Source organism: Yoonia ponticola, assembly GCF_014199395.1.
GTDB classification, from domain to species: Bacteria; Pseudomonadota; Alphaproteobacteria; order Rhodobacterales; family Rhodobacteraceae; genus Yoonia; species Yoonia ponticola.
The window spans coordinates 126,790-142,952 of record NZ_JACIJM010000007.1 but is presented as its reverse complement, the minus strand read 5'-3'; the positions used below and the strand labels follow the sequence as shown (position 1 = coordinate 142,952).

The 16,163-nt window shown below is 55.6% G+C and carries 18 protein-coding genes; 9 read left to right on the top strand and 9 right to left on the bottom strand.

From position 1 onward, the window contains the following. The first annotated feature begins 12 nt into the window (after positions 1 to 12). The 7 genes from FHS72_RS13200 (at position 13) to FHS72_RS13170 (ending at position 5,817) form a co-directional block, all read left to right on the top strand. Entirely contained in the window at positions 13 to 993 is a 981-nt protein-coding gene (locus FHS72_RS13200; RefSeq protein WP_246414677.1) for a hypothetical protein, read from the top strand. Further along, complete coding sequence (locus tag FHS72_RS13195; protein ID WP_183529893.1) at positions 990 to 1,919, top strand: AEC family transporter; 930 nt, start codon at positions 990 to 992, stop codon at positions 1,917 to 1,919. Before FHS72_RS13200 ends, FHS72_RS13195 begins: the two co-directional genes overlap by 4 nt. A gap of 39 nt (positions 1,920 to 1,958) precedes the next feature. Next, positions 1,959 to 2,786 carry an S-formylglutathione hydrolase gene (gene fghA, locus FHS72_RS13190; protein WP_183529891.1) on the top strand — a complete coding sequence of 276 codons (828 nt, stop codon included), beginning with the start codon at positions 1,959 to 1,961 and terminating at the stop codon, positions 2,784 to 2,786. After that, positions 2,783 to 3,229 carry a YaiI/YqxD family protein gene (locus FHS72_RS13185; protein WP_183529889.1) on the top strand — a complete coding sequence of 149 codons (447 nt, stop codon included), beginning with the start codon at positions 2,783 to 2,785 and terminating at the stop codon, positions 3,227 to 3,229. Before fghA ends, FHS72_RS13185 begins: the two co-directional genes overlap by 4 nt. A gap of 70 nt (positions 3,230 to 3,299) precedes the next feature. Then, positions 3,300 to 3,923, top strand: coding sequence for an HAD family hydrolase (locus FHS72_RS13180; RefSeq protein WP_183529887.1), 624 nt, complete (start codon positions 3,300 to 3,302; stop codon positions 3,921 to 3,923). Further along, positions 3,920 to 4,840 carry an ornithine cyclodeaminase family protein gene (locus tag FHS72_RS13175; RefSeq protein WP_183529885.1) on the top strand — a complete coding sequence of 307 codons (921 nt, stop codon included), beginning with the start codon at positions 3,920 to 3,922 and terminating at the stop codon, positions 4,838 to 4,840. Before FHS72_RS13180 ends, FHS72_RS13175 begins: the two co-directional genes overlap by 4 nt. Positions 4,841 to 4,884: 44 nt before the next feature. Beyond that, entirely contained in the window at positions 4,885 to 5,817 is a 933-nt protein-coding gene (locus FHS72_RS13170) for an alpha/beta fold hydrolase (protein WP_183529883.1), read from the top strand. On the opposite strand, the gene FHS72_RS13165 is transcribed toward FHS72_RS13170, so the two are convergent. Continuing rightward, a complete protein-coding gene (locus tag FHS72_RS13165; RefSeq protein WP_183529881.1) occupies positions 5,814 to 6,956 on the bottom strand; it encodes a GGDEF domain-containing protein in 1,143 nt (380 codons plus the stop codon). The genes FHS72_RS13170 and FHS72_RS13165 overlap by 4 nt on opposite strands. Positions 6,957 to 7,165: 209 nt before the next feature. On the opposite strand from FHS72_RS13165, the gene zapE reads away from it, so the two are divergent. Continuing rightward, positions 7,166 to 8,221 (top strand): cell division protein ZapE, encoded by a 1,056-nt coding sequence (gene zapE / locus FHS72_RS13160; protein WP_183529879.1) that lies wholly within the window; start codon positions 7,166 to 7,168, stop codon positions 8,219 to 8,221. Here zapE and FHS72_RS13155 read toward each other — a convergent pair whose 3' ends face one another. The 8 genes from FHS72_RS13155 to FHS72_RS13120 form a co-directional block, all read right to left on the bottom strand. Continuing rightward, on the bottom strand, positions 8,222 to 8,944 hold the full coding sequence (locus tag FHS72_RS13155; protein ID WP_183529877.1) for a LysM peptidoglycan-binding domain-containing protein: 723 nt from the start codon (positions 8,942 to 8,944) through the stop codon (positions 8,222 to 8,224). It abuts the gene before it with no gap. Between the two features lie 91 nt (positions 8,945 to 9,035). Beyond that, positions 9,036 to 9,587: a hypothetical protein gene (locus FHS72_RS13150; RefSeq protein ID WP_246414674.1), complete on the bottom strand. Its 552-nt coding sequence runs from the start codon at positions 9,585 to 9,587 to the stop codon at positions 9,036 to 9,038. 13 nt (positions 9,588 to 9,600) lie between these two features. After that, entirely contained in the window at positions 9,601 to 10,482 is an 882-nt protein-coding gene (locus FHS72_RS18405) for a LysM peptidoglycan-binding domain-containing protein (protein WP_221235419.1), read from the bottom strand. After that, positions 10,479 to 11,102, bottom strand: a complete 624-nt coding sequence (locus FHS72_RS13140; protein ID WP_183529875.1) for a rhodanese-like domain-containing protein — start codon at positions 11,100 to 11,102, stop codon at positions 10,479 to 10,481. Before FHS72_RS13140 ends, FHS72_RS18405 begins: the two co-directional genes overlap by 4 nt. Positions 11,103 to 11,239: 137 nt before the next feature. Continuing rightward, entirely contained in the window at positions 11,240 to 12,523 is a 1,284-nt protein-coding gene (locus tag FHS72_RS13135; protein ID WP_183529873.1) for a bifunctional folylpolyglutamate synthase/dihydrofolate synthase, read from the bottom strand. Then, the gene (locus tag FHS72_RS13130; RefSeq protein WP_183529871.1) at positions 12,520 to 12,918 is read right to left on the bottom strand and encodes a hypothetical protein; all 399 of its coding nucleotides are present in this window, start codon (positions 12,916 to 12,918) and stop codon (positions 12,520 to 12,522) included. Before FHS72_RS13130 ends, FHS72_RS13135 begins: the two co-directional genes overlap by 4 nt. Next, positions 12,915 to 13,838 carry an acetyl-CoA carboxylase, carboxyltransferase subunit beta gene (accD, locus tag FHS72_RS13125; RefSeq protein ID WP_183529869.1) on the bottom strand — a complete coding sequence of 308 codons (924 nt, stop codon included), beginning with the start codon at positions 13,836 to 13,838 and terminating at the stop codon, positions 12,915 to 12,917. Before accD ends, FHS72_RS13130 begins: the two co-directional genes overlap by 4 nt. A gap of 87 nt (positions 13,839 to 13,925) precedes the next feature. Beyond that, positions 13,926 to 14,138: a hypothetical protein gene (locus FHS72_RS13120; RefSeq protein ID WP_183529867.1), complete on the bottom strand. Its 213-nt coding sequence runs from the start codon at positions 14,136 to 14,138 to the stop codon at positions 13,926 to 13,928. 297 nt (positions 14,139 to 14,435) lie between these two features. On the opposite strand from FHS72_RS13120, the gene ilvD reads away from it, so the two are divergent. After that, on the top strand, positions 14,436 to 16,163 hold the full coding sequence (gene ilvD, locus FHS72_RS13115) for a dihydroxy-acid dehydratase (RefSeq protein ID WP_183529865.1): 1,728 nt from the start codon (positions 14,436 to 14,438) through the stop codon (positions 16,161 to 16,163).

Genomic DNA, 16,163 nt, shown 5'->3' with positions numbered 1-16,163 from the left:
GTGAGACGACAAATGGCGTTACGCTCTCAAATGAATGCAGGTGCTTTTGCACCAAGCCGTACTGAAGTCATCGCACTGATTTTGTCAGTGGTATGGATGCTGGGCGTGAGCATTTTCTTTTTGGTCACGCCCGCACCGTCAACCGATCAAGGCTTTGACAGCCTGCGGTTTGTGCTGATCTTGATGGCGTTGTTTTTACCTGTTGCGATGATTTGGGTGGCCGCAGTTGCTGCCCGATCCGCCAAGGTCATGCGCGAAGAAGCGCAGTTATTGCACGAGGCAATCGATACCCTGCGCGATAACGTCATGACCGAACGCCAAGGCAGTCCGCTGACGTCGCAATCATCGGTCGAACGCAAATTGAACCAGATTGCCCAAGCAACAAAGAAACCGGACGCGCCTTTGGCGACGTTCACGAGCTCGCGGGACGCTGGTGTAAAGCTGGACATCAAAACCGTAAAACCGGTGCCGCCTGAACAACGCGCACTTGCGCTGGATGTGCAGCCCGAAGACGATACGCCGCCGCTGCCGCGCGTCGATTTAATCCGTGCATTGAACTTTCCCGATACCGAAGGCGACGCGATTGGCTTTGCTGCGTTGCGCAAAGCGTTGAAAGACAGGTCTGCCCGTCAATTGGTTCAGGCCAGCCAAGACGTGCTGACGTTGTTGTCGCAGGACGGTATTTACATGGATGACCTCGCGCCGGATCGATCACGGCCCGAATTGTGGCGTCGTTTTGCCCAAGGTGAACGCGGTCGTGCGATTGGTGCGCTGGGCGGTGTGCGGGACCGGACGTCGCTTGCGTTAACCACGGCGCGGATGCGGGAAGATCCGATTTTCCGCGATGCCTGCCACCATTTTCTGCGCCATTTTGACAAGATGCTGGTGTCTTTCGAAGTCGTTGCATCCGACGCTGAACTGATCGAACTGGCCGACACCCGCACCGCACGCGCATTCATGCTGTTGGGCCGTGTCACAGGCGCGTTCGATTGATTGCAGTTTTCCTGCAAACGCTGCCTTTTTTCGGGTTGATCGCGCTAGGGTACGGTGCCGCGCGTCGCGGTTTCTTTAGCGAAGTCGGGACGGCCTATTTAACCAAATTTGTGTTCTACTTTGCGCTGCCCGCCATGCTGCTGCGCTTTTCGGTGTCGTTGAACCTGTCCGATGTGCTGGACTGGTCGTTTGTTGGGGCTTATTTGGTCGGGACGTTCGCCGTTTACGCCTTGGCAACATTGGTCGCGATGATCCGGCGGTTGAATGTCGCCGAAGCCGCAATCGAAGCACAATGCGCGGTGATCGGGAATGTTGGTTTTCTGGGCATTCCGATGCTCGCGCTGTTGCTCGGCGACAAAGCGATTGGGCCGATCATGATGGTTCTGGCCGTCGATCTGGTCTTTTTTGGCTCGCTGGTCGTGATCCTGATCACCGGATCGCGCGATGGACGTATGCGGTTGGGGATTCTGCGGACGGTTGGGCTTGGCCTGCTGAAAAACCCAATGATCGTGTCGATTGTGATCGGCTTAACCCTATCCGCCATGACCATCGATTTGCCGCTGCCCGCGACTGATTTCTTGACGCTATTGGGCGGTGCTGCAACGCCGGGTGCGTTGTTTGCCATTGGCGCATCACTTGCCAGTAAATCGGCAGAGCGCGTCAGCATCGCGGCTTGGTTAACGCTGTGTAAACTGGTTTTGCATCCGGCTGCTGTGGGATTGGCCGCGCTGTACCTGTTCCACGTTGATCCCGTTGCGACTGGCGTGATGGTTGCTGCCGCCGCACTGCCTGTCGCTGGCAACGTCTACATCATCGCGCAGCATTATGCCGTAGCGCCCGCCCGCGTGTCTGCCGCGATCCTGATTTCTACGGCGGCGAGCATTCTGACGATCTCGGTTGTGATCGGATGGGTGACAAGCCTGTGATGCTCGGATAGCCCTTGTGCAAACGAAAGGGATTTCCACATGAAAACGATTTCTGAGAACCGCAGCTTTGGTGGCACGCAAGGCGTGTATTCCCACGATTCAAGCGCCACAGGCACTGAAATGACATTCGGTCTGTTCTTGCCCGCAGAGGCGCAAGATGGTCCTGTTCCCGTGTTATGGTTCTTGTCCGGTCTGACCTGCACCCACGCAAACGCGATGGAAAAAGCCGGTGCGCAATCTTGGGCGGCGGATCACGGGATCGCTGTGATTTTCCCCGACACGTCGCCGCGCGGCGAAGATGTGCCTGACGACGACGCTTATGATCTGGGCCAGGGGGCGGGTTTCTACATTGATGCGACCCAAGAGCCGTGGTCGAAGAACTTTAAGATGTGGACCTATATCGCGGATGAATTGCCTGCCTTGGTCGGTGAGAAATTCCCGCTGGATATGGGGTCACAATCAATCACAGGCCATTCGATGGGCGGTCACGGCGCGTTGACGCTTGCGATGGCATTGCCGGGTCGGTTCCGGTCGGTTTCCGCGTTTGCGCCAATCTGTAACCCCACGAATAGCGATTGGGGCCGCAAGCAATTCGCGGCCTATTGGGGTGACGAAGACAACTGGGGTCCGCACGACGCGACCCTTTTGATGCAAGGCAACGGCTTTGACGGGCCAGTTCTGATCGACACAGGCACCGACGATCAATTCGGCGATTTGCTGGGCACAGCGGCCCTTGCCAGCGCTATGGTTGAGCGGCGTCAAGAAGGTCATTTACGGATGCAAAAAGGCTATGATCATTCGTATTATTTCATCTCAAGCTTCATGGAAGATCACATCATTTTCCACGCTGAGGCGCTGTATAAATGATCTACGTTGATGCCGATGCGTGCCCCGTTAAGGCCGAAGTTGAACGTGTCGGCACGCGCCATAAGCTGAAAATGTTCGTGGTCTCGAACGGTGGTATTCGCCCGTCACCAAATCCGTTCGTAGAGACGGTTGTCGTGCCTGACGGCCCTGATATCGCTGACATTTGGATCGCGGATCGCGCGACCAAAGGCGATGTGGTGATCACGGGTGACATTCCGCTGGCGGCGAAATGCGTCGAGAATGGCGCGCTTGTGCTGAAACACAACGGCGAACCGCTGACGACTGCAAATATCGGCAACGTTCTTGCGACGCGCGATTTAATGGCCGACATGCGGGCCGCTGATCCATTCCGGCAAGGCGGCGGAAAGCCGTTTTCCAAAGCGGATCGGGCGCGATTTTTGGACGCTCTGGAACGGGCTGTGCGGGCGGCTGCCAAACCTTAATCCGCCGTGTCTTTGACTGGACGAGCGGCGTGAAGCGGTTAGACTGTGCTGAACGCAAAAGGAAACTCGTATGACCCAGATTAAAGCCGTCATTTTCGACATCGGTAATGTGCTTATCGAATGGCAACCGGAACGGTTTTTTGACGGTGTGATCGGGGCCGAACGGCGGCGGGCGATGTTCGCGGCGATTGATCTGCACGGCATTAACGACAAGGTCGATCGCGGCGAGAACTTTCACGATACCATTCTGGCGGCAGCGAAGGCGAACCCCGATTGGCACGACGAAGTGATGATGTGGCATGATCGCTGGATCGAAATGGCGGCACCTGCGATTGACCGATCGGTGCGGACTTTGCGGGCTTTGAAAACGGCGGGCGTGCCAGTCTTTGCGCTGTCGAATTTCGGCATTCAAACCTTTGACGTCGCAAAGCCGGTTTATCCGTTCCTGACCGAATTTGATCGCAGCTATATTTCCGGCCACATGGGCGTGATCAAGCCTGATGCGACGATTTATCAAATGGTCGAGGACGATTGCGGGCTTGATCCCGCGACCTTGTTGTTCACCGATGACCGGATCGACAATATCACCGCGGCACGTGCCCGAGGCTGGCAGACACATGTGTTCACGGGGGCTGACGGCTGGGCGGATCGGCTTGTCGCTGAGGGACTGTTAACCAAGGAGACCGCACAATGACCGTCATGATTCCATTCGCAGAAGCTGACGCGATCCTGAACTGGCTCGACCTGACTGACGCATTGGCAAAAGGACACGATTTGCCGCCTGCGCAAGTTGAAGATGTGTTTTTATATCAAGGGGATAATACCCTGCTGAACCGATCCGCTTGGATCAAAGGTATGGGGCTCGCCGTCAAATGCGCTACGATTTTTCCGGAAAATCGCAAGCTTGATAAGCCGATGGTGAACGGCGGTGTGACGCTTTATTCCGACGAGGATGGGTCGCTTTCGGCGATCTTGGATTTCCATTTGGTGACAAAGTGGAAAACGGCAGGTGATAGTCTGCTCGCCGCGCGTCGTTTGGCGCGGCCTGATAGCAAGAATATCCTGATTGTCGGGGCTGGGACGGTTGGACGGTCGCTGAAGCAAGCATATTCTGCAGCGTTTCCTGATGCGTCGTTTACCATTTGGAATCGCAGTCGTGCGGGCGCAGAGGCGTTTGCGAAGGATTTTCCCGAGGTGGACGTTTCCGATGATCTAGAGGCCGCAGTGCGGGCCGCAGATATTGTGACGTCTGCAACCATGTCAACTGATCCATTGATCAAAGGCGAATGGCTGCAACCCGGTCAACATATTGATCTTATTGGTGCATATCGCCCTGACATGCGCGAAGCTGACGATGCCGTCTTGCAGAAATCGCGGATCTTCGTTGATAATAAACAAACCACGATGGAGCATATCGGCGAGTTGAAAACGCCATTGGCTGCGGGCGCAATTCTGCCGGACGCCGTTATCGCGGACTATTACGAGTTGGCGAAATTTCAACGCCATAGTGATGACGAAATTACGCTGTTTAAGAACGGCGGCGGTGCGCATCTTGATTTGATGACAAGCAGTTATATTCAGACGGCTTGGGCGCAGCGGCTTGGATCATAGACGGTTAATCGCCGTGCATATTTTGTGAATTGGAAGGCAGACGCATGATCTGGTTTATTATACTGTTGGGTCTGGTTTTGGCGATTGCTTTGCCTGTGATCTTAGAGGCGCGGCGACGTCCGATGACTGCCGCTGTGCGAAAAACGGCGCCGGGAAAGTTTGTTGAATTATCCCAAGGTGTGACGCATTATCAATGGCTTGGTCCCGTTCGTGGGCCTGTTGCTGTTTTGATCCACGGCCTGTCCACACCGTCCACAGTTTGGAAAGAAACGGCGCAGGCTTTGGGGGACACGGGGTATCGTGTTCTGGTTTATGACCTGTACGGGCGTGGATTTTCGGATGCGCCTGACGGCGTTCAGGATGTTCCGTTTTTCTTAACCCAGCTGAATGATCTCTTGGCCGAACTGGCGTTGGATGATGATTTGACCCTTGTCGGCTATTCGATGGGCGGGACGATTGCGACGGCGTTCGCGGCGAACGAGCCACATCGCATGAAACGTCTTATTTTGCTGGCTCCTGCTGGTATCGCGACCAAAGAAAGCAAGTTCTCTGAATTTTGCCGCACCAAGCCGATCATCGGTGACTGGGTGCATGGCGTACTAGCGGGTGCGCGGATGCGGCGCGCGATTGCAAACGATCCCGCGAGTGCTATTGCCCCAGACATTGCTGTCTCACAGCGGGCTGAATTGCAGAAACGGGGCTACTTGCGCTCGGTTCTATCAAGCCGGCGCAATATTTTAGAGGTGTTGCAAGAGCAGGAGCATCGCAGCATCAGCCGAAATGGTATTCCGGTGATCGCGATTTGGGGTGAGCAGGATAGCGTTATCCCGATAGCTGCGCTTGGCAGACTCGCCGAATGGAACCGCGTTGCGCATCAAGAAGTCGTAGCGGGTGCGGGTCACGCGCTGCCGTACAGTCATGGCGCTGAGCTATCGACTTTCCTACGCGCGATGTTGCGTTCACAAAGCAGGTCCTAGGCGGTTCGATTTTGAGTTGCCTGGCTGAACGCCTGCGCGGCAGTTGCCGTGTTGAGCCAAGCAAATGAAACGCAATTACGTCCCAGCTTTTTCGCATGATACAGCGCCTCGTCTGCCCGCGCGACGAAAGTCAGGAAGTCGGGTCGTTCTGATAGCCATTCTGCCCCGACACTAATTGTGACGTTCATCGTTTCGCCAGCGTCGGCGATGTCGGTTTGTGCGATCACGTCGCGGCAACGTTCAGCGATCTGCTGTGTTTCGGCCTCGGTTACTGCAGGGAGAATGATGAGAAATTCATCGCCGCCCAACCGCGAAAAAACATCCGTGGGGCGTAATGTTTTGCTAATTCTGTCGGAAATCTCGGCAAGCACTTTGTCGCCCCAAACATGCCCGTAGGTGTCGTTGATAATTTTAAAATTATCGACATCGAAGCAAAGTATGGCGATGCCGTGACGACTATTTTTGGGGATTGGCAGCGCGTTATAAGCGGCAACAGCGCTGCGTCGGTTCTGGAGGCGGGTAAGAGGATCGGTCGTGGCGGCGTTAAGCAGAGCGGCATTTTCCGCCGCAAGCCCTTCTTCACGGATCATGAGACTGCCGATGAGGACCGTACCGACGACGTTAAACACGATGAGGACGGGGATCAATTCGTAGATTGCCGACCACATGATGGTCGTGGGTAAGAGGACGACAGCAAGCAAATAGGTGCAAATCAGCAGGCCGAGAAGTACGAGTTCAAAGCCCTGCATTTTTAACTTTCCACGTACAAAATGCGCCCAAAAAAGGCCCGCGCAGGTCGCGATTGCGATGCCGGTCATGCCTGCTATTGCACCGCTTCCGCCGATGTAGAACCGTGTCACTAGGCCCATGCCGCCCGCGATAATCGCACCGGGAATGCCGAAAAATGCAGATGAGAGCCCGATCAACAGATTGCGCATATCGATGATCACGCCGTCTGCAAAGGTGATCGGCATCAACATCGCGAAAATGGCGCCGACCCCAAAGGTGACACCCATCACGATTTGATGGACGTATGTGTTAGGCGTAAGGCGCACGATGAACCCGTAAATATAGATGACGGCAATCGCCAAGAGCATCGGATCGACCAGAATTTCGGCGGTCTGCAGCAGGGAGTTCATGCCAACCTCGTTGTTGTTGGCGTTTGGTGTATCTCGTAAGGCTTTTTAGTTTCTTAACAAAACACTGGGGAAAGACGGTTTCGACACTCTCGGTTAATCTTTGTTAACGATTTTAGCGATGGCGGTGATGCCTCTGGTGGGGGTTAAGAAGCCCGCGACAAGGCGAACAGTAGTTTTCAAACCGCGATCAAAGGGCTATGCCGATAGCGATGAAAATGCACGATATATATCAGGCCAAAGTGGCCAGTGGCGCGTTGACGGCGGACCCTGCGCAGGTCGCTGTTATGGACCAGTTAGAGCGGGTGCGCGCGGCGATGGCCGCCCCTGCACCAAAGCGTGGGCTGTTTCGCAAAGCCCCTGAGCCAGAGCCGGGTTTGTATATGTGGGGCGGGGTTGGTCGCGGTAAGTCGATGTTAATGGACTTGCTGTATGAAGCGATTGATGCGCCGAAACAGCGCAGCCATTTTCATGCGTTTATGCAATGGGTTCACGCGCAGATGACCGAGGCTCGTAAGGCGGGTGTCGATGATGCAATCGCGCCTGTTGCGGCTGATTTGGCGGGGCGCGTTCGGTTTCTGGCGTTTGACGAGATGCAGATCACGGACATTACCGATGCGATGATCGTTGGGCGTTTGTTTGAGGCGTTGTTTGCGGCTGGTGTGACGATTGTCACCACATCGAACCGCCCGCCCGATGACCTGTACAAGGATGGTTTGAACCGCCAGTTGTTCACGCCGTTTATCGAGTTGATCAAACAGCGCTTGGTTGTTCATGAGTTGGTCAGCGAGACGGATTATCGGCAAGGGCGACTAGCCGGATCGCCGCGGTATTTCACGCCGCTTTCGTCTGAGGCACGATCAAAGATTGATGATGTTTGGCAGCATTTAACTGGCGGGCAGGGCGCACCGTTGGTGTTGCACGTGAAAAAACGTGAAGTGACCTTGCCCGGATTTCATAATGGTGTCGCGCGCGCATCGTTTTATGATCTGTGTGGCAAGCCGTTGGGTGCTGCCGATTATCTTGCGTTGGTCGATGCGGTGCGTGTGTTGATCGTCGAGGATATTCCGCGACTTGGTCGTCAAAACTTTAACGAAGCCAAGCGGTTTGTGACGCTGATCGACACGCTTTATGAAGGTAAGGTGCGGTTGATTTGTTCGGCTGCTGCATCGCCCGAGATGTTGTATCTTGAGGGTGAAGGTACGTTTGAATTTGAACGCACAGCCAGCCGTTTACGCGAAATGCAGGCCGCTGATTGGGCAGAATAATCAGAACGCCGGGATGCTGATCGTCGTACCTGCGGTCATCTGAGCAGGGCGCGCCAGTGCAATCGGGTTCGCCTGGATCAGCCTGCTGGTTTGTCCGATATCGCCGTAGAATTTGACCGCGATCGCGGCAAGGCTGTCGGTCGGGTTGATGGTGTAATCGTAACCATTCACCGAAATCACAGCCGCCGGATCATTGGACAAGTCGGGCACGACGGGATCGGTGCCTTCGGTGACAAGGACCGCCGTCGTCACAATCGCTTTGAGGAATGTCGCGGTGTCGATTTGCCCATCAGCAGTGACGAGCCCTGCGGGGATCGCTATTTCGCCAGCGTCTGCCAGCGTTATCACGCTTGCGGTGAGTTCTGCGTCAGCCGTGCCGTTTTTCAGCGAGTCACCAATCAGCGTCGCAAATCGTTTGTCAGGCGCGGATTCCGCAATGCCCGGAACGGTCAGGCCCAAGACCGCGAGCGTGTCGCGCACAGCAGCGCCCACTGGCGTTGATATGGTTTGAAAGCCTAGTTCACGCTCTGAAATTTGATCGATGATCGTGGACGCTGTTTCATCGGCAGGTTGCTCGGCCACTGCGATGATCGGTTCGGCAGGCGCTTCGGCGACAGTGTCGACCGTGCTGGATTGCGGCATGATGCCACCGTGCTGCGTGCTGATGATATAAGCACACAGGGCGACTGCGAAGATGAACAAACCAACGACAAAGCGGATCATTTTGCGGCCTTTACCGATTGTGCACGAGGGATTGCCTGCCAAATACACCAGATTGTGCTAAATACCATCGTATTCGCACAGATTGCAGGGATCACGGGTGTCGGCGTGACTTGCTTAACGCGGCAACAGAGCGGCAATCGGGGGTGACAGGTTCAAACGTCGCGAAGAACGTCGTTTCGGGGTCGATGCTGCTGGGTTCGATATATTTGCCGTTGACGCAAACATCTTGGGCGAAATTACCTGCGTTAAAACCAAACCCAGGGGTGCCGCAGTCGTCCACGTCGCCATTGGCGTTCCACTCTTGGCTGACAGGTCGGTTCAGGTCGATTGCGGTGGGGAAGGTGAATGTCGCGGGGTCGAAGTAGAGCACCCATGACGTCGCTTCGGTCTGTTCGATCAGGTTCCATGATCCGACGCGCGCACCGTTCAAATATCCGGTGATCTTAAAGGCGGTGATGTCATCTTCGCGGACCATGGGTTTGTTCATGGCGCTGTCTGGTAGTTCCATCCGGCCTGTCATGGTGTAGCCGTTGCCGCCAGTCCAACACATGTTGAGCGTGGTGGCTGTCGCGGTTTGTGCAAACGCGAACATGCAGACCAAAGTGGCCTGCATGTTGCGTGCTGCTCGACGGGTTAGTCCCATCTGTCGTTATCTCTTAAACATTCGGAATGCGCAGTCGTTGACCGATCTGCACCTTCTCGGGTGAGGCAAGTTTATCGCGGTTGGCTTCGAAAATGCGGGGGTATTGGCCCGTCGATCCGTAAAACTGCAGCGCGATATAGGCTAGGCTGTCACCGCTTTCGACGGTGTAAAACCGTTCGCCAGAAACGGTTTGGGTTTCGGCGGTAGAGGCTGCAAAGGCTCGCAGCTGCAGTTCGCGTGCGGCGGCGACTTCTTCCGGTGAACCGTTTTCAAGCGACCGTTGCACGAGATCGAACAGCATGGTTTGCGGGTCAATATTGCCGTCGCTTGTGTTCACGGCGTCGGGTACGTCGATTTGACCGCTTTCGGCGGCTGCGGCCAGAATACCTTCGAGCGCTTGTGCGGTTGTCGCGGCGTTCCGCGATTGCAGAGCAAGACGCGGACGTTCGCCGTCAACCGGTTCTGCGGTCACATCGTAGAGACCCGCAACGACGCCTTCGGTCAGCATGCGCAACTGGTTGCGGTTCGCGATTGCGATGGCTTCGGCGATTTTGTCTTCTTTGCTGCGCAGATCTTCTTCGGTTGGGGCGGCGGCGGCCAATGCCGCAGAAGCACTTGGGATCGTGGTCGGGATCTCATCGACAGGTGTTGGCATCGCCACGACGGCGGTGTCAGACGCGGGTGTCGTGATCGCAAGCAGGTCAGGCGTTTGCGCACGGCTGACTTGAATGTCCGACAGTTGCGCGACGATGGATGACAAGGCTTCGGTCTGCGCACGTTGCTGGCTTTTGGTGATATAAAGCGTGCCCATGACGCCGACTGCAAAGGTCACGGCGCCTGCGGTTATCACCCATGGCAGCACGCTTGCCCGTTGTTTTGGTCCGAGAGAGTTCATGATGATAGCCCCTCGGTTGTTAAACCAAGCGTGGCCCAAACTTGCATCCCGCCACGGTAGTATTTGATTTTGGCAGCGGGGTATCCGGCAGCGATCAAGGCATTCACCAAGTGGTGGGCGTCCATGGTCGTCGGCCCTGTATCGAACACAACAAGCGTCATGGCGTCGGAAAAGTTGAACGCACCCAATAGGCTACGCGCGCCCAGTGCCTTTAAAATCTCGGGCAGCAGCAGGTTTTCTGGGGTGACGAGCGTGTGCGGAATGCTGGCAGAGGCGGGCAGATAGCCAAGGGCGCGGTCAGAGGGCAGGCGACTATCGATCAACAGGCCCGTGCCGTTGGATAGTTCGTTTGCCATAAAGGCGAGTACAGTGTTTTCAGTAATTGTTTCAACGTCATTCGCGGCGATATCGGGTGCGATGCACAATCCTTCACAGCCGTCGCGCAGGTCGTAAAACCGCGCCATTGTTGCCGTGTCAGCGCTGGACGCTTGGCTAATATTTTTTTGCTGGCCTTGATAAGTGAAAGAGCCGTCAGCAGCCCCCGCAGTCGTTTGCGCAATGGTTTGTGAGGCGAAAAATGCCCCAACCACCGCAACAGTCAAAACTGTTCGCGATAACATATTGTATCCCCAAAAATAAAACACTGGATCTAAATAAGACGGCTGGCAGGCCACGTGCTTTTCGTAATTAGAGACAGATATAGACGCGAAGTGATTCGTCCGTCAAAGAGAAAACGAATCGGTCGGGAAGTTTGTCGTCAAAGCGATTCGGTATGATTCGCCCGCATGACGGCACCGGCGAGGTATAGCGACCCGCAAATCAAGATCCGCGCATTAGGGTCCGTTGCCGTGATGTCCCTTATTGCACTGGCGACATCCGGCGCGGATGACGATTTCAAACCAACAGTCGCGGCGATTTTGGCGGTCTCTTCAGCTGGGATCGTGTTGACCTCGTCAGGGATCGAGACAGCGGTTAATGTTTGCGCAACTTCTGCCAACGGCGCCAGATATCCAGTGATATCCTTGGTGTTCAGCATGCCGCAGATCAAATGCGTCGGCTTTGGCGGTTGCTGTTTGAGCGTTGCAGCCAATGCGCGACCCGCCGCTGGGTTGTGCCCGCCATCCAGCCAAAGCTCTGCTGGTGCGGCCAATTCAACCAAAGCACCGCTGGTGAGTTTTTCCATTCGCGCAGGCCAATAGGCGTTTGTAACCGCTGCTTCGCAAGCGGCGTCGTCTTTGCCGAGCGCCCGTAGTGCTGCAATCGCGGCACCTGCGTTGGTGATCTGATGCGGCCCGCGCAAGGCTGGCAAAGGTAAATCAAGCAAGCCGCGTTCGTCTTGGTAAATCAGTCGTCCGCGTTCTTCCGATACATGCCAGTGTTGGCCGTGTGCCAGCAATGGTGCGCCAAGACGTGCTGCAATGGCTTCGATCACCTCCATGGATTCTTCGTGTTGCGGGCCAACGACGCAAGGCACGCCGCGCTTGATGATCCCTGCTTTTTCGGTCGCAATCGCGGTTAACGTGTCGCCGAGAAAGGCTTGGTGGTCCAGATCGACAGGCGTGATGATCGTGATCGCGGGTTTTTCAACCACATTGGTCGCGTCCAGCCGTCCGCCCAATCCAACCTCTAACAAGGTGTAATCGGCGGGTGTTTCCGCGAAGGCGAGCAGCCCTGCGATGGTTGTGATCTCGAAATATGTAATCGTGTCGGGACTGTTTGCCTGATAGCAGCGGTCCAAGATTACGGTCAGCGCGGCTTCTGTAATCAGCGTGCCTGCCAGCCTGATCCGTTCGTGGAACCGCGCCAGATGCGGGGATGTGTAGGCATGAACGGCAGCGCCAGATTGCTCTAGGCCAGCACGGATCATCGCTTGGGTTGATCCTTTGCCATTGGTGCCAGCGATGTGGATCACGGGCGGCAGTTTCTTTTGCGGATTATCGAGCGCTTCTAACAGCCGCCATGTGCGATCCAGCGTCAGGTCGATTACCTTTGGATGTAGTGCCATCATACGTGCGAGGATCGCGTCAGAAGTGTTGATCATGCGATTGCTTTCCCAGTTTGGACGAGACGGACCAGCGCCGCCCCAGCTGCTATATCAAATGCGCCGCACATCGCGGGCCACCAGATTGGACCCGGTGCGCCGACGACGTGTAGGCCGATGTCGAGAATGCCGTGGCCGATCAAGCCGCCCGCCAGCAAATGTGTGCCGCGCTGGAAACCGAAGCGGGCCAGCGTGGCAAAGCCGATGAAGATGATGAGATGCAGTGCGACATTGCCGAAATCTAGCGTTTGCATTGCAAAAACCGGATAGAACAATGCGACTGCGCACAGCAAAATTGCCGTGCCGGATCGTTCGGCCAACATGCCTGCGTGAAACATCATCAGCACTGCAAATCCGCCTAACCCCGCGCCAATCAGCGCGGCGAGTAGGATCACGCTTTTGCGTCCTCGATGTCAGGCAGTTCAAGATCGGGTGTCGGTGGGGGCAGGTCGCCTCTGACGGCTGGCGGTTGCTTCATCAAAAGACGCATGATCGTAATCAGCTCGTCCTTGAGTTCGGTCCGTTTTGTGACGCGGTCAAGCATGCCGTGATCCAGCAAGTATTCCGCGCGTTGGAACCCTTCTGGTAGCTTTTCACCGATGGTTTGTTCGATCACACGTGCGCCAGCAAAGCCGATCAGTGCGTTTGGTTCCGCAATCTGCACGTCGCCGAGCATCGCGTAGGACGCCGTAACACCACCAGTCGTCGGGTGCGTCAGGACAACGATATAAGGCAGCCCTGCTTCTTTCAGCATTTGCACGGCAATCGTGGTGCGCGGCATCTGCATCAGGCCAAGAATACCTTCTTGCATCCGTGCGCCACCAGCGGCGGAAAACAGGATCATCGGGCATTTCAGTTCAATCGCCCGTTCGGCAGCAGCGATAATCGCGTTGCCGACATACATCGACATGGACCCACCCATAAAGGTGAAGTCTTGGACGGCGACCACAGCTTGGGTGCGGCCGACTTCGCCTTCGACGACAAGCATCGCTTCGCGTTCGCCAGTTTTCTTGCGAGCGTCTTTGATGCGGTCAGTGTATTTCTTTTGATCTTTAAAGTGCAGCGGGTCCGCGACTGGTTCCGGCACTGCGACCTCGACATAAATACCGCCGTCAAACAGCGCGTCTAAACGGTTACGCGCGCCAATGGCCATGTGGTGGTCACAGTTGGTGCAGACGTAAAGGTTATCCGACAGTTCACGGTGGAACAGCATCGTGCCGCATTCATCGCATTTCTGCCAAAGATTTTCCGGCACCTCGCGCCGTGAAAACAGCGAGTTGATTTTGGGTCGGACGTAGTTCGTGATCCAGTTCATAACGATGCCTCTGCGTTGATACGGCAGAGATATGCGCGGACGACACGAATTGCAATCAATGCAAGGCCGTCCGCGCGCACCAAAGTCTTATTCCGCAGGTAAAGTCTCGGTTGGTGTGATTTCTTCGATGGCTGTTGGGGCGGGCTCTGGGGTTACTTCGATCCCTTCGTCATCGCCGCTATAGAGGAAAATGCCGCCTACCACGATGAGGACGGCAACAACGGCGAGGACCCATGTGTTGGTCGCACCGTTCGTGTCATGGATGAATGGCTTGCGGTTTTCTTGATCGTTTGAGGACATAAATTTCTCCTGTAGGACGTGAGGCACCTTAATCGTTCGCAAAAGCAGTTGCTCATGCGCATGACGCAGGTGACCTGCGTTTCGTGTGAAGATTGACAGTTAAATCCTATGCGGATCGCTGCGGCTTGCATGTGTTGTGTTCGAATAGGTCCGAATCCGGCCCAAATCTGCCAGTTTCGGCGAGGCATCAGCAGCATTTAGCCGATGGTCTTACGCGAAAAGCAGTCGTTAAACGCTTGTCACGCCTTGCCCCCTTATTTAGACCCATTCCAAACGATTTATCGCGAGGCACAATCCATGACCAAAGTAGACAAATCCAACCTGCCCAGCCGCCATGTGACCGAAGGGCCATCACGCGCCCCGCATCGGTCCTATTTTTACGCGATGGGCTTGGACGAAGAAGCGATCGCCCAGCCATGGGTTGGCGTCGCCACTTGCTGGAACGAAGCTGCCCCATGTAACATTTCGCTGAACCGTCAAGCGCAGTCAGTGAAGCTGGGTGTCAAAAAAGGTCTCGGGACGCCGCGCGAATTCACAACCATCACCGTGACAGACGGGATCGCGATGGGCCACGAAGGTATGCGGTCGTCATTAGCATCACGTGAAGCGATTGCTGACACGGTCGAATTGACCATGCGCGGCCACTGCTATGACGCGATTGTTGGTCTTGCGGGTTGCGACAAATCCTTGCCCGGTATGATGATGGCGATGGTGCGTTTGAACACGCCGTCTGTTTTCATCTACGGCGGTTCGATCCTTCCGGGGCGGTTGAACGGCAAAGATTTGACCGTTCAAGACGTGTTCGAAGCGGTTGGTCAGCATCAGGCTGGCAACATGACCGACGCCGAGTTGGAAATTCTCGAACGTGTGGCTTGTCCATCCGCTGGTGCTTGTGGTGGTCAGTTCACCGCAAACACAATGGCCTGTGTGTCCGAAGCAATCGGCCTTGCCCTGATGAATTCATCTGGTGCGCCTGCGCCTTACGAATCCCGTGATCAATATGGTGTCGCTTCTGGTGAAGCGGTGATGAACCTGATCGCGAAAAACATCCGTGCGCGTGATGTTGTGACCCGCAAGTCGCTGGAAAATGCGGCGCGTGTTGTTGCTTGTACGGGTGGGTCTACCAACGCTGGTCTGCACCTTCCTGCGATTGCGCATGAAGCTGGCATCGATTTTGACCTGTTCGACGTTTGCGACATCTTCAAAGACACTCCTTACTTTGTCGATCTGAAACCGGGTGGTCAGTATGTGGCCAAAGATCTGTACGAATCTGGTGGTGTGCCTGTCGTGATGAAGGAACTGCGCAAAGCGGGTCTGATTCACGAAGACTGTATGACAGCATCGGGCCGCGAAATGGGCGAAGAGCTGGACATGATCAAAGGCGAAGCTGATGATCGCGTGATCTATCACATCAACAGCCCGATCACGAAAACCGGCGGTGTTGTTGGCCTCAAAGGCAACCTTGCCCCTGAAGGTGCTATTGTAAAAGTTGCTGGTATGGCTGCCGAAGAGCAAGTCTTTACGGGCCCTGCACGTTGTTTTGAGAACGAAGAAGAAGCATTCGCCGCCGTCAAAGCACGCGCTTACGAAGAAGGCGAAGTGCTGGTTATCCGCAATGAAGGTCCTGCTGGCGGTCCAGGTATGCGCGAAATGCTGTCCACAACTGCTGCGCTGTCCGGTCAGGGCATGGGCAAAAAGGTGGCGCTTATCACTGATGGTCGCTTCTCTGGTGCGACTCGCGGGTTCTGTGTTGGTCACGTGGGGCCAGAGGCCGCACATGGCGGACCGATTGCGCTGCTCAAGGATGGCGATGTCATCACGATGAACGCTGTAACTGGCGAATTGTCGGTTGATGTGTCTGACGAAGACATGGCCGCGCGCAAAGAAGCGTGGGCAGGTCCAAAAGATACGATCTACGCGTCCGGTGCCTTGTGGAAGTATTCCCAACTGGTTGGTGCGACACGTTACGGTGCGACGACGCATCCGGGTGGAAAGGCCGAGAAACACATCTACATGGATCTCTAA